19 protein-coding genes are annotated in these 16,782 nt (G+C 72.5%); 14 read left to right on the plus strand and 5 right to left on the minus strand.

The annotated features are described in order from the left end of the window. The first annotated feature begins 56 nt into the window (after positions 1-56). From ABNG04_RS01740 to ABNG04_RS01755, 4 genes are read left to right on the plus strand one after another with little or no spacing between them, the layout of a single operon-like run. Entirely contained in the window at positions 57-770 is a 714-nt protein-coding gene (locus ABNG04_RS01740; protein WP_371159504.1) for a ribulose-1,5-bisphosphate 5-phosphatase, read from the plus strand. After that, positions 767-1,459 (plus strand): ribulose-1-phosphate aldolase, encoded by a 693-nt coding sequence (locus ABNG04_RS01745; protein ID WP_371159505.1) that lies wholly within the window; start codon positions 767-769, stop codon positions 1,457-1,459. Before ABNG04_RS01740 ends, ABNG04_RS01745 begins: the two co-directional genes overlap by 4 nt. 57 nt (positions 1,460-1,516) lie before the next feature. Further along, complete coding sequence (locus ABNG04_RS01750; protein WP_371159507.1) at positions 1,517-2,488, plus strand: ribose 1,5-bisphosphate isomerase; 972 nt, start codon at positions 1,517-1,519, stop codon at positions 2,486-2,488. Beyond that, positions 2,485-3,735 (plus strand): ATP-dependent ribose-1-phosphate kinase, encoded by a 1,251-nt coding sequence (locus ABNG04_RS01755; protein WP_371160740.1) that lies wholly within the window; start codon positions 2,485-2,487, stop codon positions 3,733-3,735. The genes ABNG04_RS01750 and ABNG04_RS01755 overlap by 4 nt, the downstream gene beginning before the upstream one ends. A 31-nt stretch (positions 3,736-3,766) precedes the next feature. Here the strand turns inward: ABNG04_RS01755 and ABNG04_RS01760 are convergent, their stop codons facing one another. Further along, positions 3,767-4,987, minus strand: a complete 1,221-nt coding sequence (locus ABNG04_RS01760) for a hypothetical protein (RefSeq protein ID WP_371159509.1) — start codon at positions 4,985-4,987, stop codon at positions 3,767-3,769. A gap of 98 nt (positions 4,988-5,085) precedes the next feature. Beyond that, positions 5,086-6,159, minus strand: coding sequence for an asparaginase (locus ABNG04_RS01765; RefSeq protein ID WP_371159510.1), 1,074 nt, complete (start codon positions 6,157-6,159; stop codon positions 5,086-5,088). 262 nt (positions 6,160-6,421) lie between these two features. Between ABNG04_RS01765 and ABNG04_RS01770 the strand changes: the two genes are divergently transcribed. The 3 genes from ABNG04_RS01770 to ABNG04_RS01780 all read left to right on the plus strand — a co-directional run bounded on the left by ABNG04_RS01770 (position 6,422) and on the right by ABNG04_RS01780 (position 9,434). Continuing rightward, a complete protein-coding gene (locus ABNG04_RS01770) occupies positions 6,422-6,643 on the plus strand; it encodes a DUF8028 family protein (RefSeq protein WP_371159511.1) in 222 nt (73 codons plus the stop codon). Between the two features lie 202 nt (positions 6,644-6,845). Continuing rightward, positions 6,846-8,504, plus strand: coding sequence for a DUF255 domain-containing protein (locus tag ABNG04_RS01775; protein ID WP_371159512.1), 1,659 nt, complete (start codon positions 6,846-6,848; stop codon positions 8,502-8,504). Between the two features lie 123 nt (positions 8,505-8,627). Next, a complete protein-coding gene (locus tag ABNG04_RS01780) occupies positions 8,628-9,434 on the plus strand; it encodes a TrmB family transcriptional regulator (protein WP_371159513.1) in 807 nt (268 codons plus the stop codon). A 36-nt stretch (positions 9,435-9,470) separates the two neighbouring features. Here the strand turns inward: ABNG04_RS01780 and mptA are convergent, their stop codons facing one another. Beyond that, the gene (gene mptA / locus ABNG04_RS01785; RefSeq protein ID WP_371159515.1) at positions 9,471-10,397 is read right to left on the minus strand and encodes a GTP cyclohydrolase MptA; all 927 of its coding nucleotides are present in this window, start codon (positions 10,395-10,397) and stop codon (positions 9,471-9,473) included. A 189-nt stretch (positions 10,398-10,586) separates the two neighbouring features. Between mptA and ABNG04_RS01790 the strand changes: the two genes are divergently transcribed. The 3 genes from ABNG04_RS01790 (at position 10,587) to ABNG04_RS01800 (ending at position 11,748) form a co-directional block, all read left to right on the plus strand. Beyond that, on the plus strand, positions 10,587-10,880 hold the full coding sequence (locus ABNG04_RS01790) for a 50S ribosomal protein L21e (RefSeq protein WP_006112901.1): 294 nt from the start codon (positions 10,587-10,589) through the stop codon (positions 10,878-10,880). Position 10,881: 1 nt separating this feature from the next. Continuing rightward, positions 10,882-11,238, plus strand: a complete 357-nt coding sequence (locus ABNG04_RS01795) for an RNA polymerase Rpb4 family protein (protein ID WP_371159518.1) — start codon at positions 10,882-10,884, stop codon at positions 11,236-11,238. A 75-nt stretch (positions 11,239-11,313) separates the two neighbouring features. After that, positions 11,314-11,748, plus strand: a complete 435-nt coding sequence (locus tag ABNG04_RS01800) for a universal stress protein (protein WP_371159520.1) — start codon at positions 11,314-11,316, stop codon at positions 11,746-11,748. Positions 11,749-11,766: 18 nt separating this feature from the next. On the opposite strand, the gene ABNG04_RS01805 is transcribed toward ABNG04_RS01800, so the two are convergent. Together ABNG04_RS01805 and ABNG04_RS01810 are read right to left on the minus strand one after the other, a co-directional pair. Further along, complete coding sequence (locus tag ABNG04_RS01805; protein WP_371159522.1) at positions 11,767-12,537, minus strand: class I SAM-dependent methyltransferase; 771 nt, start codon at positions 12,535-12,537, stop codon at positions 11,767-11,769. Continuing rightward, positions 12,495-13,277: a hypothetical protein gene (locus tag ABNG04_RS01810; RefSeq protein ID WP_371159523.1), complete on the minus strand. Its 783-nt coding sequence runs from the start codon at positions 13,275-13,277 to the stop codon at positions 12,495-12,497. Before ABNG04_RS01810 ends, ABNG04_RS01805 begins: the two co-directional genes overlap by 43 nt. 102 nt (positions 13,278-13,379) lie before the next feature. On the opposite strand from ABNG04_RS01810, the gene ABNG04_RS01815 reads away from it, so the two are divergent. From ABNG04_RS01815 to ABNG04_RS01830, 4 genes are read left to right on the plus strand one after another with little or no spacing between them, the layout of a single operon-like run. Then, positions 13,380-14,030, plus strand: coding sequence for a DUF655 domain-containing protein (locus ABNG04_RS01815; protein ID WP_371159525.1), 651 nt, complete (start codon positions 13,380-13,382; stop codon positions 14,028-14,030). 57 nt (positions 14,031-14,087) lie between these two features. After that, the gene (locus ABNG04_RS01820) at positions 14,088-14,987 is read left to right on the plus strand and encodes a 16S ribosomal RNA methyltransferase A (protein WP_371159527.1); all 900 of its coding nucleotides are present in this window, start codon (positions 14,088-14,090) and stop codon (positions 14,985-14,987) included. Further along, positions 14,984-16,189 (plus strand): mechanosensitive ion channel family protein, encoded by a 1,206-nt coding sequence (locus ABNG04_RS01825; RefSeq protein ID WP_371159529.1) that lies wholly within the window; start codon positions 14,984-14,986, stop codon positions 16,187-16,189. The genes ABNG04_RS01820 and ABNG04_RS01825 overlap by 4 nt, the downstream gene beginning before the upstream one ends. After that, positions 16,186-16,779 carry a HemK2/MTQ2 family protein methyltransferase gene (locus tag ABNG04_RS01830; protein WP_371159531.1) on the plus strand — a complete coding sequence of 198 codons (594 nt, stop codon included), beginning with the start codon at positions 16,186-16,188 and terminating at the stop codon, positions 16,777-16,779. Before ABNG04_RS01825 ends, ABNG04_RS01830 begins: the two co-directional genes overlap by 4 nt. Positions 16,780-16,782: the final 3 nt, after the last annotated feature.

Consider the following 16,782-nt stretch of genomic DNA (forward strand, 5'->3'; position numbering starts at 1 on the left):
CGCTTCCCCTCATCGCGTCGAATCACGCTTAAGTCGGTGCCGCGCCGAATCGGTCCATGAGCTACGAGGCGGTGCTCTTCGACCTCGACAACACGCTGTACCCGTACGCCCCGTGTAACGAGGCGGGCAAGCGCGCCGCGCTCGACGTCCTCCGCGAGCGCGGATACGACCTCGACCGCGCGGCGTTCGACGACCTGTACGAGGCTGGTCGGCGGGCGGCCAAGCGCGAGACGCGCACCACCGCCGCCTCCCACGACCGCCACGTCTACTTCAAGCGCGGGCTGTCCCGCTACGCCGGCGCGTCCGACCCCGCGAGCGCGCTGGCGGCCGGCGACGCCTACTGGGACGGCTACCTCGACGCCATGTCGCTCTGTGACGGCGTCGAAACCGTCCTCGACGCGCTCGACGCGGCCGGGACGGACGTCGCGGTCGTGACAAACCTCACGACTCGGGTCCAACTGCGGAAGCTCACTCGCCTCGGGCTCGACGACCGGATCGACCTGCTCGTCACCTCCGAGGAGGTGGGCCGCGAGAAGCCGAGCGCGCTCCCGTTCACGACCGCGCTTGCCGAGCTCGACCGCCGCCCGAGCGAGGCGCTCGCTGTCGGCGACAACGTCGAGACGGACGTGGCCGGCGCCAACGCCCTCGGGATCGACTCGGCGCTGTTCGTCGCCGACGGCGACGCGCCCGCGGCGGCGGACCTGCCCGCGGGGCAGCGCCCGGACCACCGCCTCGACGCGCTCGCCGACCTGACGGAGGTGGCGACGTGACTCGCGACGGCTCCGACCCGGGCGCCGGCCCGGAGGCGAACCCGGACCTCCTGCGCGAGGCGCGGGCGGCGGTCGTCGAACACGCGCCGGCGCTTGCCGAGCTGACGCCCGGGCGGACCGGCAACCTGAGCGTCCGTGACGGCGACAGGGTGGCGGTCACGCCTACCGGCGTCCCCTACGACTCCTTCCACGCGGGGGACGTGCCCGTGGTGTCGCTGGACGGGGAGCGGCTCGCCGGGCGCATGGCGCCGTCGAGCGAGGTCCCGATGCACACGGGCATCTACCAGCACGACCGGCCGGGCGCGATCGTCCACACGCACTCGCCGTGGGCGACGACGATGGCGACGCTCGGCCGGAAGCTCCCGCCGGTCCACTACATGATCGCCGCGGTCGGCCGCGAGGTCCCCCTGGCAGACTACGCCCCGTACGGGACCGAGGAGCTGGCCGCGAACGTCGTCGCCGCGATGGCGGAGGCCGGCTCCGACGCCGCGATCCTCGCGAACCACGGCCTCGTCGTCACCGGGCCGGACGTCGAGACGGCGGTCGAGAACACCCGTCACGTCGAGGACATCTGCCGGCTCTACCTGCGCGCGTCCGCCGTCGGCGAGCCGCACGTCCTCAGCGACGAGCAGATGGCGACGGTCGAGGAGCGGTTCGAGAGCTACGGCCAGCAGCCGGACGCGGAGTAGCGCGGGCCGCCGACAGTCGGCCGGTTTTATAAATACACGGGCGGCTACCGGATCGATATGACAGACACGGAGCCGGCACCGGCGGTCGGCGACACCGCCGAGTCGATCGCGACGATGGAGATCCGCGGGGCGGCGACCATCGCCTCCGCGGCCGCCGAGGCGCTCGCTGAGCAGGCGGAGGCGGCGGCCGAGGCGGACGCGACCGCGACCGACCCCGCGGCGTTCCGCGCCTCGATGCGCGCCGCGGCCCGGACCCTCCGCGAGACGCGCCCGACGGCGGTGTCCCTGCCGAACGCGCTCCGGTACGTGCTCCAGCGGATGGAAGGCGACTCGGTCGACCGGCTCCGCCGGAGCGTCGTCGACGCGAGCGAGGCGTTCGTCCGGCAGCTCGACCGCGCCCAGGAGGACCTCGGGCGGGTCGGGGCGAACCGCCTCGCCGACGGCGACACGGTGATGACCCACTGCCACTCCACGGACGCGCTCGCGTGTATCGAGGCGGCCGTCGAGCAGGGGAAGTCGATCTCGGCGGTCGTCAAGGAGACGCGCCCGCGCCAGCAGGGCCACATCACCGCCGAGCAGCTCCGCGACGCGGGCGTCCCCGTGACGCTCATCGTCGACTCCGCGGCGCGGCGGTACCTCGACGAGGTCGACCACGTCGTCGTCGGCGCGGACTCGATCGCCGCCGACGGCGGCGTGATAAACAAGATCGGCACGTCGGGGCTCGCGGTCAACGCCCGCGAGCGCGGCGTCCCGATCATGACCGCGGCACAGACGATCAAGCTCCACCCGGAGACGCTGACGGGTCACACCGTCGAAATCGAGATGCGCGACGAGGGCGAGGTGATTGCGCCGGAGAGCCGCGACGAGATCGGCGAGATCGCGGTGGAGAACCCCGCGTTCGACGTGACGCCGCCGCGGTACATGGACGCGATCGTCACCGAGCACGGCCAGTTCCCGCCGGAGAGCATCGTGACGCTGATGCGTGAGCTGTTCGGCGAGGGCGCCGCCGAGCCGTGGGCGGAACCATGACCGAGGGCGGCGACCCCGCGGGCGACTCGGCCGCCCCCGACGAGGGCGGAGCGGACGGTTCGGGCTACGCCTCGGACGACGACGCGGTCGACGACTGGGACGAGACCGTCGCGGAGTGGGACCGCGAGGTCGACGAGTGGGAGGGCGACGCGCCCGACGACGCGGGCGCCGGGAACGCCGCCGACTCCCCGGAGGCCGGAGACGCCGCGGACGCCGCCGGCGGAGGCTCCGAAGGCGACGACGTGGACCCCGCGGTCGACCGCGACCCCGACCTCGGCCCCGACGAGGAGGCCCGCGTGCCGAAGGTCGTCGCCGCGGGCCACATCAACTGGGACGTGACGATCCACGTCGACCGGCTCCCCGAACCGGACGGCGAGACGCGGATCGACCGGCTCGAACAGTCCGGCGGGGGCAGCGCCGCCAACGTCGCGGTCGGGCTCGTCGACTTAGGCGGCCAGTCGGTCGTCTACGGCAGCGTCGGCGGCGACGAGTCTGGCGCGCTGGCGCTCCGCGAACTCGCCAGCGCCGGCGTCGACCCCGGACAGGTGCTCGTCGACGCCGCCGAGCCGACCTCGGTGAAGTACGTCATCGTCGACGGCGACGGCGAGTTGCTCATGCTCGCGAACGACGGCGCCAACGAGTCGTTCTCCGCGGCCGGGCTCGACCGCGACACGCTCGCGGCCGCCGACCACCTCCACCTCACCGGCCAGCAGCCGGAGACCGCGGCGGCGCTCGCGACTGCCGCCGCCGAGGCGGGCGCGACCCGGAGCTTCGACCCCGGGCGGCGCGTCGCGGACCGCGAGTTCGACGCCGCGCTCCACGCCAGCGACGTGCTCTTTTTAAACGACCGGGAGGCCGACGCGCTCGCGGCGGCGACCGACGTGGACCCGTGGGAGCCGGACGACCGCGTCGTCGCGATCAAGCTGGGCGACGAGGGCGCGACGGTGCGGACGCCGCACGGCAGCGTCTCGCACCCGGGTTTCGATGTCGACCCCGTCGATACGACCGGCGCGGGCGACGCCTTCGCCGCCGGGTTCCTCGGGGCCGCGCTCAGGGAGCCCGAGATCACCGGCGACGGGTTCTCGCACGACCCGCGCGACTACCAAGTGCCGATACTGGTCGGCAACGCCTGCGGCGCGGTCGCGACCGAGTCCGTGACGGCGCGGACCGACCTCTCGTGGGACCGCGTCCACGAGACGATGGGCGAGTCGCCGGAGACGGACCTCCTCATCGAGGTCCGCGGCTGAGACGCCGGCGGTCCGACGCCGAACCGCCGTGTCAGTCCTCATAGTCGAACGCGACCGCGAGGTCGGCGGCACCGAAGAAGACGAACCGATACCGGCCGGGGACGAGGTCCGGGCAGACCCGGAAGGCGTCCGCGTGCGGGCCATCCTCGACGAGCCCCGTCTCGGTCATCTCGAACTCCCACTCCAGCGTCCCGCCGGGCGGGACGCCGATCGCCAGGTCGTTGTAGCCGACGGTGGGGTCGCCGTCGGTGCCGCGGAGCTCGGTCCAGCCGCTCTCGGTGCGGACCTCTAGGTTGTACTTCGCCTGGCTCCCGACGGACGCCGGCTCGCCGGAGACGTTGGTCAGTTCGATCCGGAACTGGGTACCCCGACCGATTGCGAGCGGGTCGGACCCGGGCGCATCGTCGCCGGGGATCACAACGCGGAGCGCGAGCGGGCCGTCGCCCCCAGCGTCGCTGCCGGCGCCGCCCCCGCCGCCCCAGTTGACCTCGCCGTCGTACACCTGCGGGTGGCGCGCGAAGCCGTCGGCGTCGCACTCGAAGGCGGCGGGGACGTTCGCCGGGTCGTGTTCGGGGCGGACCTCGCCCGCGAGACTCTCCGGGTCGCGGACCCAGTCGTCGCTCCGCACCGCGCCCGTCTCGCCCCAGCCGTCGGTGACGGAGAGCTCCGCCGCGTCTGGCAGGGGGTCGCTCGTGACGCGGAGCAGCGCGGCCGGGTAGGTGATCGCCTCGCCGCAGGCCACCCCCTCGTCCTGTGCCCCCAGGACCGTCGCGTCCGCGACGAGGGTCCCCTCCTCGACCTCGACGCCGCCGAACGCGATCTCGTCGTGGCAGGTGGTCGGGCCGACGGACTCGGCGTAGACGAGGGCCGACGCCGTGAAGTCGGTCTCCTCGACGAACGCCGCGGTCTCCGCCGGCGCGTCGCGGCGCAGCCACGCGGCGTCGTTCTCATCGGTCAGGAGAGCGCAGAAGCCGCGGCGCTCGGTCCGGCTCCACGCCGGTCCGGACAGCGCCGCGCCGACCTGATGGACGTCGGTCCTGGGGTCGGCGTCGCTCCCGGCGTCGCCGTCGGTTCCGTCTCCGCCGTCGGTTCCGTCTCCCCCGTCGGTTCCGTCTCCGCCGTCGGTTCCGTCTCCCCCGTCCGTGCCGTCGCCGCCCGGAACCGGATCGCCGGTACTGGTACACCCGGCGAGGGCGGCGGCGCTACCGGTCGCGATGCCGTAGAGGGCCCTCCGTCGCGTGAGGTCGGTCATACCATCGGGTTGGCGACCGATACATAAGGATTTCGTGTAGACGTAAACGTGCGTCTCACCTACCGAGTCGGGAGATTTCGGTTGGTCGCCGCGATCGACTACGCCGGCTCGAACAGCGCCTCGATCTCCTCGCGGTCGAGGTTGGCGGCGAGGCCGAGCGCGAGCGCGACGCGCGCCTTCGCGGCCGGGAGGTCGCCGGCGAACGTCACGCCGTGGTCCGCGAGCGTGACCGCACCGCCGCGGGTGCCGTACACCGGTTCCGTCGGCCCCGCCGGCGGACGCCCTGCGACGACGACAGGCACGGCATCGACCGCCTCGCCGAGCGCGTCGCCGACCGCGCCGGTGACGTTCCCGAGGCCGGTCCCCTCGACGACGATCCCGCCCACGTCTGCGTCGAGCGCGCGACCGACCGCGCCCGCGCCGACGCCCGTTCCCGAGTGGATCACCGGCACCTCCGGGACGTCCTCGGCGCCGTCGATCGCGTCCGCGAGCGGATCGACCGGGACGCCGCGATCAGGCGCGCGGACGAGGCGCGAGGCGGCGCGGGTGAACGTCGCGACCGGTCCCGTCCCGGGCGAGGTCATCGTCGACAGCGCGTTGCTGTGGCCCTTCACCACGTCGCGGGCGGCGTGGAGCTCGTCGTCGAAAGCGACGTGGACGCCCGGCGCGAACCGGTCGTCCGTGGCCGCCCGAACTGCGAGCGCGAGGTTCGCGGGCACGTCGCTGGCGGGCTCGTCGAGCCGGCGCTGCGCGCCGGTGACGACGACCGGCGCGTCGAGGTCCGTGAGGAGGTCCAGCGCGAACGCGGTGTCCGCGAGGGTGTCCGTCCCGTGCGTGACGACGACGCCGTCCGCGGGCTCGCGGCCGGTCCCGTCGACCGCCTCGCGTGCGGCGGTCGCGGTCGCGAGCATGTCTCGCCACCGAACGTCGAACCCGGGCTGTGAGCACACCTCCCGGGTCGTCACCCGCGCGTGGTCGGAGACGGCCGGCACCGCCGCCACGAGGTCGTCGCCGGTCTTCTCCGGGGCCGCGCCGTCGTCGCTCGGCTCCGAGGCGATGGTGCCGCCGCAGGCGACGACCGCCACCCGCGGGCGGCCGCCGTCGGTGCGTGCGCCGGGACGGTCGCGGTCGCTTCGGTCCTCGCGTCGGTCGCGGCTGTCGGGGTCGGTCATGATCGCACTTCTCCTCCCAACGGACAAAGCGGTTGGTGACGCGGCAGTCGCTTGACCCCGTGTTCGCCGCGCCGCGGCGGCCGGACCGCGCCGAAGTCGGCGGATCGGGCGGAATCCCGAAGAAAAGTGTTAGATGCTCCGATAAACGGTTAAAACGTCTCTAAGACGTTTGTAAAACGACTCGGACGGGCGAGAAACGCCGTGAAATTCGTCGAACCCTCGTCGGGGTATATGTGGTCCCCTGTTCTACGGAAAAGTGTCCATGTCAACCCCCGCTCCCACGCAGATCGCCTCCGGCGAACGACTCGCCGGGCTGATGACCGGTACCGTCAAAGCCGCCGCCTTCTGGGCGGCCATCGCCATCCCGGCCGCGTACCCCGTCCTGCTGTACTCGGGGCTCGACGGCGGCACCGGGCAGCTGTTCGTCGCCCTCCTGTTCGCGAACACCCTCGCGCTCGCGCTGGGGCACGACCACAAGCGCTGAGACCGACGCCGACCCGACCGCTCGCCGACCGCCGAGGCGTCGCGTGGACACCGACGCCGCGCCCTCCCGCCCTCCTTCGACCCGTTCTCGCGCGCCCTCCAGCCCTCCTCCGGGCTGTCTCCACGCCGCTCTTCCGGCCCGTCCTCGGGCCGCTCCGTTCCGCTCTCGAAGCGCTTACCCCCGCCCCGGACCGACGACGGGTATGAGCGACGAGACCCGCGTCGAGTGGCGCGACTGGGGCCCGGCGGCGTTCGCCGAGGCCGACGAGCGCGACCGCCCGGTGCTGCTCTCGCTGTCGGCCACTTGGTGCGAGGGCTGTCACGAGATGGACGCGATCACCTACGCGGAGCCGCGCATCGCCGCCAACGTCAACGAGGGGTTCGTCCCCGTCCGCGTCGACGTCGACCGTCACCCGCGGGTGCGCGAGCGCTACAACATGGGCGGCTTCCCGACCACCGCCTTTCTCGCCCCCGACGGGACGCTGCTGACGGGCGCGGGCTACCTCGACATCGACGGGATGCGGCAGGTCCTCGAATCGGTCCGCGAGATGTGGGCCGACAAGGGCCGCGACGCGGGGCGCGTCCCGCGCGCACTCGACGCCGACCTGCCGCCCCGCGGCGAGCTGACCGACGAGATAGAGAGCCACCTGGCCGGGCAGTTGGAAGTGAAGTACGACGCGAAGCACGCCGGCTGGGGGACGGACGCGAAGTTCCCCTTGCCCCGCACCGTCGAGTTCGCGTTGAAGCGCGACCGGAACCGCGCGCTCCGGACGCTCGACGCGGTCCGCGACCACCTCACTGACGACGTCGACGGCGGCTTCTTCCGCTACGCGGGGACCCGCGACTGGGGGGACGTCGCCTACGAGAAGCCCCTCGACACGAACGCCGCCGTGACCCGCGCGTTCGCGAACGCCTTCCTCTACACCGGTGACGAGGCGTACCTCGACCCCGCGCTCGACGCGGTCGGCTTCCTCACCGACGACCTCTGGACCGGCTACGGCGTCGGCGGCAGCCTCGGCCCCGGGCTCGGCCGCGCCTACTACGCCGCGCCCGCCGCGGACCGCGCGGACCTCGACGAGCCCCGCCGCGACCTGACGGTGTTCGCCGGCGGCAACGCGCTCGCCGCGGACGCGCTGCTCGCGGTGGCCGCCTACACCGATGACGGGGGGGCCCGCGAGTACGCGGACCGGATCCTCGACGGGCTCGAACGCGACCTGATCGACGCCGAGAGCGGCGCGGTGACCCACTACCGCGGCAGCGACGACGCCGGCGAGGCCGACCTGCTGGAGGACGCCGCCCGCGTCGTCGGGGCGTACGTCCGCGCCGCCGGCGTCCGCGGCGAGGGCGCCGACGTCGCCCGCGCGGTCGCGGACCGGGCGATCGACCGCCTCCACGTCGACGGTTCGTTCGTCGACGGCCCGCGCTCGGGGCCGGGACTGCTCGACCGGTCGTTCCGTCCGCTCGACGCCAACGTCGAGATGGCGACGGCGCTCCTTGACCTGGCGGCGCTCACCGGCGAGGACCGCTACCGCGAGATCGCGCGCGAGACGGCCGAGGCGTTCGCCGGCGCGACCGAGCGGCTCGGCGTCCAGGTCGCCGCCTACGGGAGCCTCGTCGGCCGGCTCCGGCGGGACGCCACCGTCATCGCGGTCGGGGCCGAGCCCGGCAGCGACCTCCACCGCGCCGCGTGGCGAGTCGCCGACCACGAGAAGGTGGTTGCGCCGAACGCCCACGAGGCCGACGCGCCCGCCCCGCGGACGGTCCCCGAGGGGACCGCCGTCGTCCTCGCTGGTGACGGGGCCTCCGACCCGGCGGAAACGCCCGCCGAGTTGATGGACCGGGTCGGCGACGCGCTGTCGTAGGGTCTGCGAGGGCGCTCCGTCGACCCGCAGGGCCTCGTCGTCGAACGGCCGGCCGCCCGACACGTGCCGGCTCGGTTCGTAAACGGACGACGCGTTTATACCGGTGCCGGGGCATCCCCGTGTATGGCATCTCTCCGCGACCTGGGACTCTCCGAGTACGAGGCCCGGGCGTACCGCGCGCTCCTCCGGACCGGCCCGACGACGGCCAAGGACCTCTCGCGGGCCAGCGAGGTCCCGATGGGGCGGATATACGACGTACTCAACAGCTTAGAGCAGCACAACCTCGTCCGCAGTCAGGCCGCGAGCCGGCCGAAGAAGTACGTCGCGGTCGAGCCGGACGCCGCGCTCGACCGGCTGCTCGACGAGAAGAAGCAGGAGCTCCAGACGCAGGCCGACCAGTACGAGTCGGTTGTCGACGAGCTGTCGTCCGAACTCGACGCCGGCGAGCCCGTCGACGGCCAGTTCTGGACCGCGGCGGTCGGCGCGGAGGAGGCGACGGACCTCCTCTTAGAGCGGATCGCCGCGGCGGAGCGTCGGGTGGTCGTGGTCGCGGGCGCGCCGGCGACCGGCTTCGACCTCGGGACGATCGGCGAGCGCGTGACCGCCGAGCTGGAGTCCGCGCTCGAACGCGGCGTGGAGATCCGGGTGTTGCTGTCCCCGGCGACGGTCGACGAGCTCCCGCGGAGCGTCGGCCGCCGGTACACCGCGGAGCTGGCCGAGGTGGACGGGTTCGAGGTCCGCACGTCGCCGGGCGTCGACGGGACGTTCAACGTGTTCGACGAGATCGAGGTGTGTATCGAGGTCCCGCACCCGCTGTCCGCGGACGAGCCGTTCGCGATGATCGACGTGAAAGACGTCGAGTTCGCAACGAGCGTGAAAGAGCAGTTCGAACCGCGGTGGACCGAGGCGGAGCCGCTGACGTTCGGGTAGCCGGGCGGAAACGCGAGTCGCCCGCGGCTTCGGCGCCTACCGGTGGAGTTCGTCGCGGAGGTCGCCCAGCGTGACCTCGCGCTCCGCGTGGGCGTTGTGTTGGTGGATCGACTCGTCGTTCGACTGCTTCATGTGGACCACGGCGTCGTCCGAGAGGTGGCCGAACTCCCTGATGGTTCCCTCGGCGAGCGCGCGGACGCAGTCCTCGACGAACTTCGCGTCGGCGTGGGCCTCGTAGGTCATGTGGTCCTCGTCGGGCCGCTTCGCCATGTTGTAGATGCGCGCGCTCATCGAGTCGCGGGCGACGTCGATCACGTCCCTGAGGTCGACGTCCGGGTGCCCGTCGGTCGTGATCGTCAGCGTCGCGTGGCCGCGCTGGGAGTGACCCGGCTGCGGGACGGCGTCTAAGAATTCTTCGGTCGTCTCCTCGTCAACGCCGAGCTCGGCGAGCTTGTCGCGGGCCCGCGACTCGCTCATCCCCTGCGAGCAGGGGCAGACGGTCATGCCGGTGACCTCGGCGCCGATCTCCTCTCGCGTGCCGTCCTCGGTGGCGGTCGCGCTGGCGACGATGGTCGCCGTGCTCTGTGTCTCGATGTCCGACGCCGGCGTGCTCTCGCGGGTGACGAGCTCCGCCGCCATCGACACCTCGGCGGTGGTCGTGTAGTCGTGCTTCTCCAGGAGGCGCTCTGCGGCGTCGCCGCAGACGTCCTCGACGCGGTACGCCTCCTCGCGGGTGATGTCTTCGAGGATCTCGTCGACGGTCGCGAGGTTCCGCGACATGTCGATCCCCTTGCGGCCGCTCGGGAGGTCGACGAACACCTCGAACTCCGCCATGAGGACGATGGGTCGCTTGTCGCCGCGCGCGAGCTTCACGAGTTTCTCCACGCCGGTGACGCCAACCTGCGAGAGCCCGACCGTGACGTCGGGTGACGACGCCTGTACGTCCGGCAGCTGATGACTCATTACGAACATGATAGGGACTCCCGGGATTAGCCCTTTCGGAAGGGGGAGGTGCGTCTGGTAGTCGCGCGCGTGCGCTCCGATCGCGCGTGCGAGTCGGGCGCACCGCCGGTTCCCGCGTGTGAGACGCCCACGTCCCGCGGGTCGTAACGCACGATTTATAACGGCGGCAGCGGAAGGTATCCCAAGACCATGCCGAGTTCCAATGGGCCACAGAAGGCGACTCGCGACAAGCTCTCGAACAAACCCCGCAACCGCGGCACCTCCCCGCCGCAGCGAGCGATCCAGGAGTTCGACGAGGGGTCGCAGGTCCACCTCAAGATCGACCCGAGCGTCCCTAAGGGCCGCTTCCACCCGCGCTTCGACGGCCGGACGGGCACCGTCGTCGGCAAGCAGGGGTCGGCGTTCAAGGTGGAGATCCCGGACGGCGGCAAGACGAAGACCCTCATCGTCACCGCCGCCCACATGCGGGCCCAACAGAACTGAGATGACGATCTTCAAAGAGAAGCTCGACGAGGAGTACGTCACCACCTCCGAGGCGAAGGAGATCCTCGTGGAGATCGAAGACGAGCGCGCGGCCGACGAGGAGCGCGATCTCCGCTACGAGCTGGCCCGCGCGATCGAGCACGTCAACCGCTTCGCGGAGCTCGACGCCGACGAGTCCCGCGAGCTCGTCGAGGAGCTGACCGACCTTGACCAGGTCGACGTGCCGACCGCGGTGAAGATCACCGACCTGCTCCCCGAGGACCGCACGGAGCTCCGCTCGGTGTTCGCCCAGGAGCGCTACTCGCTCGACGGCGAGGAGCTCGACGAGATCCTCGACGTTGTCGCGAAGTACGCCTGAACGCGGGTTCTCTCTGGCCCGGCGGGGCGGTCCGGCGACACGTTTTTTCAGATTTCCGCACGTACGTCCAGCCGCATGTACCAAACAACCCTCGTGCCGACCGGCGAGGGCGACGCCGCCCTCGACGCGGTCAACGACGCGGCCGAGATCACGGCGGCGGACGGAACGGTACACGTCCTCGGCGTCGTCGAGGACATCCCGATGTACGACCGCTCCGGGAAGCCGGAGAAGTTCGACGGCGACGACGACGACCGCCGCGAGCGGCTTGAGGCGGCGGTCGACCGGGTCGCGACGGCCGTCGCAGACGCGGGTATCGACAGCGAGACCGCGGTCGAGGCCGGCGTCCCGGCCCACGAGATCGCCGCGTATGCCGACGCCGTCGACGCGGACGCGGTCGTGATGGGCAAACGCGGCCTCGACGCGGCCGCCGGCGACCTGCTCGGCAGTACAACCGAGCGCGTCATCCGGAACGCCGACGCGACGGTCGTCTCCGTCCCCGTCTCCGAGTGAGTCCCCGCGGCCGGCTCCTTACCGGTCGCGGCCGGCCTCAATGGCGATCGTCCCGAAGACGCGTCGCTCGCGCTCGCGGACCGCGGTCTTATCGTCGAGCGCGCGCCGCGCCGCGGCGGTCCGCTCAGTCAGCCTGCCGAGCGGGTCGCCACTCCGCGCGTCGAACAGTCGCCCGTTGAGCCGCACGAACGCCCGGAGCGCCGCGTTCGCAGCCCGGTTGCCCTCCGGGACGAACGCCGCGACGACGACGGCGTCCGCGAGATCGCACCAGCGGCTCACGACCCGGTACGGGTCGGCGAACAGTGACGTGACGAACGTCGCGAGGACGCCGTCCGCGGCCGCGACCGGCGGGCGCTCCGCGTCGGCCTCGACGAGCGAGACGTTCCCCCAGCCGCGCCGCTCGACGAGCCCCGCCGCGCGGTCGAGCATCCGCGGCGAGACATCGACGCCGACGACGCGCCCGCCCCGGCCCACGGCGTCGCGGAGCACGGGGAGGTTCACCCCCGGCCCGCAGCCGAACTCGACGACCGTGTCGCCGGGCGCGAGGTCGAGCGCGCGGACGCAGGCGGCTCTGACGCCGCCGACGGACGCCGTGGCCCGCGCGAACCAGTCGTAGATTCGCGCCCACGCGTCGTAGCCGCGGCGGATCCGACGCAGCCGACGCGGGTCGGCCGCCTCGACGTTGTCCGCTGCCGCGGGGCCGCTCCCGTCCGCCGCCGCGGTGCCGGCTCCGTCGTCGTCCCGGGTCACGAGTCGACGCCCACGGCCGCCGGTGGGGTCTTCGGCCACCACCGATCAGGCCCGTCGCGGGCGACCGTCGAGCGACACTGCTCCGAGTCCGTACAGCCGCGCGGCCGCTGGTAGGCGATCCCCCGCTCGCCCAGGTACGACACGTACCCGTCGTCGACGCGATCCAGCTTCTCGTGGCACACCCACCGGTCGCCGCACGTTCCGGCGGCCACGTTCCGGTACGGGCAGGTGAACGTCGTCTCCTCGATGCCCGCCTCGGACGCGGTGTCATCGATCCGCACGCCGACGGAGCGGTACGCCAGCCGAAGCCGCCGCACGACCGCGCTCGGCGACGACGCGCCGAGGAACAGCCCGTGTGCGAGCGCGTACCCGAAGTCGTGGAGCAGCCGCTCGCCCAGTGTCAGCGACGCACGGTCCCCTTCCAACCGTGACCGGAGGGTGCCGTACCACTCCGCGACCTCGCGGACGTCGTCGCGCAGCGCCGCGGCCTCCGCGAGGGCCTCCCGTCGTTCGGTCAGGAGCGTCGGGCCGTCCGAGAGGCGGAACGACGGCACCGCCTCGACGTGTTCGAGCACGCGCTCGCGGAGGCAGTCGCCGTCGGCGTGCGCCGCGGCGCGCCGGCGGAGCTCGGGGTACCAGTCCCGCGTCAGCGCGCCGTACGCGCCGTCGAGGAGGTCGTCGAACCGCCCGAATTCCGCCACTTCCTCCGTCTCGCCGCGGTCCGCTCCCGGGAACGCCTCGACGAGTCGCACCACCTCCGCCGGCTCCGGTTTTGCCATGGTACCACGTGTTACTCGACGCTCTTGAATCCGCCCGTCGGTGGTCGCGGTCGCCTCGGCCTCGCCAGCGGCTTTTTCACCGCTCGGAGCGTTACACGATATATGAACCACGCCGACGGCGACGGGACGCCGGAGGACGACCGAACGGGCGGTGACGCCGCCGCGGACGCCGGGGAGACGCCGGACGAAGACGCCGGCGGCGAAGCCGACGACGGGCCGACCGCCGTCCTGCTCGACGTGTTGGTCAACGGCCGCCCCGACGACGACCGCCCGCAGTCCCGCAAGTCGCCGGTGGCGTACGGGCTCGGCGCCGACTCGTTTGCGCTGTACGAACTGATGCTCGCCGACGACGCGGACGTCTCGGTCGGCGACCGGATCGGGCTGGACGGCCCCGATGTCGGCCGGTACCGCGAGGTGTCGTTCGACGACCTCACGCGGAACGCGGCCGCGGAGATCGAGTACGCGGCCGAGGCGATCGTCGAGGCCGACGAGGAGCGGTTCGTCGACTTCTACAACGAGGCGGGGCCGATCACCCTCCGGCTCCACCAGCTGAACCTGTTGCCGGGGATCGGGAAGAAGCTGCGGAACGACCTGCTGGACGAGCGGAAGCGCGGCCCGTTCGAGAGCTTCGCGGACGTCGAGGAGCGCATCAACGGGCTCCACCGGCCCCGAGAAGTAATCCTCGAACGGATCGTCGAGGAGATCCGCGAGTCCGACCTGAAGTACCGGACGTTCGTCGGCCGCGAGGAGTGAGCGGCGGCGGCGCCCCCGAAACGAGACTTTTACCCGAACACCGCGTGTATCCCGGCCATGACCGACTCACCGACGGGTGAAGCCGCCGGCTACGGGAGCCGCGATCCCGACGCGCTCGCGCGGCGGGCCGGCGCGCGGGCGGACCCCGACCGCGACCAGCACTTCCTCGTCGACGACCGGGTCCTCGACCGCATCCCCGGCTACCTCCCGGCCGACGCCGACGGGAGCCACCTCCTCGAGATCGGCGGCGGCGCGGGCGCGCTCACGGACCGCCTGCTGGCGGCGGCGACGGCCGACGCGACCGCGGACTCCGGCCGCGTCACCGTGATCGAGCGCGACGGAACGTTCGCCGACTTCCTCCGCGAGGAGTTCGCCGCCGCGGTCGACGGCGGCCTCCTCGACGTGGTCGAGGGCGACGCGCTCGACGTCGACCTTCCCCCGTTCTCGGCCTGCGTCGCCAACCTCCCCTACGGCGTCTCCTCGGAGATCGCCTTCCGCCTGCTCCCCGAGAAGAAGCCGCTCGTGTTGATGTTCCAGGCGGAGTTCGCCGACCGGATGGTGGCGTCTGCGGGCGAGTCCGAGTACGGCCGCCTCTCGGTGTCGGCGCAGCACTACGCCGACGTGGAGGTCGTCGAGCGCGTCCCGAAGGAGGCGTTCGACCCGCAGCCGGCCGTCGAGAGCGCCGTCGTGCGCTGTACGCCGCGCGACCCCGACTACGTCGTCGGCGACGAGGCGTTCTTCCTCCGATTCGTGAAGGCGCTGTTCACCCAGCGGCGCAAGACGGTGCGGAACGCGGTGCGGAACACGGCGCACATCTCCGGGCTCGACGAGCCGGAGGCCGTCGTCGACGCGGCCGACGAGGAGCTGCTGAGCAGTCGCCCGGGGAAACTGGACCCGGCGGTGTTCGCCGCGCTGGCGGAGCTGGCCCGCGAGCGCGGCTCCCCCACGGAGGCGTGACGATGACGGGGTGGATCGGCCTCGTGACGGCGATTCAGCGCGCGCTCACGGGCAACACGGAGCGGTTCGCCGCCTCCGCGGGCGTCCTTGCGGCCGTGCTGCTCGTCCGGTACCTCACGCGGCGGCTGCGCCACGGCGACCGGGACCTGTCCTCCACTCAGCGGCTCCTGCTGTCCGCGGGGGTCGGCGTCGCCACCGCCGCAGGGGCGATCACGCTGATCGCGGTGTGGGACCGGAGCGGTACCCTCTTCGAGACGGCGCAGTCGGCGCTCAGCGCCGACCAGGTGTCGAACATCGTCCTCACCGTGATCCTCCTGGCGATCGCGTACGCGCTCACCGACTTTCTCGGGGGCGTCATCCGCGAGATCGGCGCGGAAAGCGCGTCGATCTCGCAACACCAGCAGGAAGTGATACTGCGGATCACGCAGCTGACAGTCTACACGTCGGCGATCCTCGCTGTCGTCGGGCTGTTCACCGACAACATCGGCAGCCTCCTCGTCGGCGCGGGGTTCCTCGGCATCGTGGTCGGCATGGCGGCCCGCCAGACGCTCGGCGCGATACTGGCCGGGTTCGTGCTGATGTTCTCCCGGCCGTTCGAGGTCGGCGACTGGGTTGAGGTCGGCGACCACGAGGGGACGGTGACCGAGATATCGATCATGAGCACGCGGCTGCGGTCGTTCGACGGCGAGGTGATCACGATGCCGAACGACGAGGTCCGCTCGGGGTCGATCGTCGACCGCTCGCGGCGGAACCGGCTACGGGTCGAGGTGGAGGTCGGCGTCGACTACGACACCGACGTTGAGCGCGCGGCCGCGGCCGTTGAGGCGGCCGCCGCGGGCGTCGAGGACGTCGCCGAGATGCCCGAGCCGAACGCCGTGACGAAGCGCTTCGACGACTCCGCGATCGTGTTGGGGCTGCGGTACTGGATCCGCAACCCGAGCATGCGGAAGCGCTGGCGGACCCGGACCGCCGCGATGAACGCGATGAAGGGGGCGCTCGAGGACGAGGGGATCGTCATCCCGTTCCCGCAGCAGACGCTCTCCGCCCGCGCCGAGGGGGCATCCGGGCCGCAGTTGGACGCGTCGGTCGAGGGCCGTGCGGCGACGCGGTCCGGTTCCGTCGGCGCGGACGGCGACGGTAAGCCGTCGACCGACGGGTCCGGCGACGGCGACGCGGGCGACGCGGAGGAGGCCGACCGATGACCGGCGACGCGAGCGAGAGCGACCTCGCGGCGCGCCGCGGCCTCGACGACGCCGTCGTCTACCAGCCGGCCGAGGACTCCGGGCTGCTCGCGGAGGCGGCGGTCGCGGAGGCACACGGGCGCGTGCTGGAGGTCGGCACGGGGTCGGGGTGGGTCGCCGCGCGGGTGGGCAGCGAGCGCGACCTCGACGTGGTCGGCAGCGACCTCAACCCCCACGCCGCGCGGCAGGCGCGCGACCGCGGCGTCGAGGCCGCGGTCGCCGACCTCCTCTCCCCGTTCCGCGTGGACGCGTTCGACACGGTGTGTTTCAACCCGCCGTACCTGCCGACCGACCCCGACAACGAGTGGGGCGACTGGATGGAGCACGCGCTCTCGGGCGGCGAGTCCGGCCGGGCGCTCATCGAGCCGTTCCTCGCCGACGTCGGTCGCGTCCTCGCGCCCGACGGGGTCGTCCTCCTGCTCGTCTCCTCGCTCACCGGGTACGACGAGGTGTTGGACCTGATCGACGAGGCCGGCTTCGCAGCCGACCCCGTCGTCGAGGAGTCGTTCCCCTTCGAGACGCTCACGGTGCTGGCGCTGCGCCGGGCGTAGCGA

The sequence above is a fragment of the Halorubrum miltondacostae genome, from assembly GCF_041379815.1.
GTDB lineage: Archaea > Halobacteriota > Halobacteria > Halobacteriales > Haloferacaceae > Halorubrum > Halorubrum miltondacostae.

Bases quoted from the DNA above. Each gene is read 5' to 3' on its own strand.
- ABNG04_RS01750 (WP_371159507.1), top strand. From the start codon at position 1,517: ATGACAGACACGGAGCCGGCACCGGCGGTCGGCGACACCGCCGAGTCG.
- ABNG04_RS01800 (WP_371159520.1), top strand. From the start codon at position 11,314: ATGTACCAAACAACCCTCGTGCCGACCGGCGAGGGCGACGCCGCCCTC.
- ABNG04_RS01815 (WP_371159525.1), top strand. From the start codon at position 13,380: ATGAACCACGCCGACGGCGACGGGACGCCGGAGGACGACCGAACGGGC.
- ABNG04_RS01780 (WP_371159513.1), top strand. From the start codon at position 8,628: ATGGCATCTCTCCGCGACCTGGGACTCTCCGAGTACGAGGCCCGGGCG.
- ABNG04_RS01765 (WP_371159510.1), bottom strand. From the start codon at position 6,159: ATGACCGACCCCGACAGCCGCGACCGACGCGAGGACCGAAGCGACCGC.
- ABNG04_RS01830 (WP_371159531.1), top strand. From the start codon at position 16,186: ATGACCGGCGACGCGAGCGAGAGCGACCTCGCGGCGCGCCGCGGCCTC.
- ABNG04_RS01760 (WP_371159509.1), bottom strand. From the start codon at position 4,987: ATGACCGACCTCACGCGACGGAGGGCCCTCTACGGCATCGCGACCGGT.
- mptA (WP_371159515.1), bottom strand. From the start codon at position 10,397: ATGAGTCATCAGCTGCCGGACGTACAGGCGTCGTCACCCGACGTCACG.
- ABNG04_RS01795 (WP_371159518.1), top strand. From the start codon at position 10,882: ATGACGATCTTCAAAGAGAAGCTCGACGAGGAGTACGTCACCACCTCC.
- ABNG04_RS01755 (WP_371160740.1), top strand. From the start codon at position 2,485: ATGACCGAGGGCGGCGACCCCGCGGGCGACTCGGCCGCCCCCGACGAG.
- ABNG04_RS01820 (WP_371159527.1), top strand. From the start codon at position 14,088: ATGACCGACTCACCGACGGGTGAAGCCGCCGGCTACGGGAGCCGCGAT.
- ABNG04_RS01775 (WP_371159512.1), top strand. From the start codon at position 6,846: ATGAGCGACGAGACCCGCGTCGAGTGGCGCGACTGGGGCCCGGCGGCG.
- ABNG04_RS01770 (WP_371159511.1), top strand. From the start codon at position 6,422: ATGTCAACCCCCGCTCCCACGCAGATCGCCTCCGGCGAACGACTCGCC.
- ABNG04_RS01740 (WP_371159504.1), top strand. From the start codon at position 57: ATGAGCTACGAGGCGGTGCTCTTCGACCTCGACAACACGCTGTACCCG.
- ABNG04_RS01810 (WP_371159523.1), bottom strand. From the start codon at position 13,277: ATGGCAAAACCGGAGCCGGCGGAGGTGGTGCGACTCGTCGAGGCGTTC.
- ABNG04_RS01790 (WP_006112901.1), top strand. From the start codon at position 10,587: ATGCCGAGTTCCAATGGGCCACAGAAGGCGACTCGCGACAAGCTCTCG.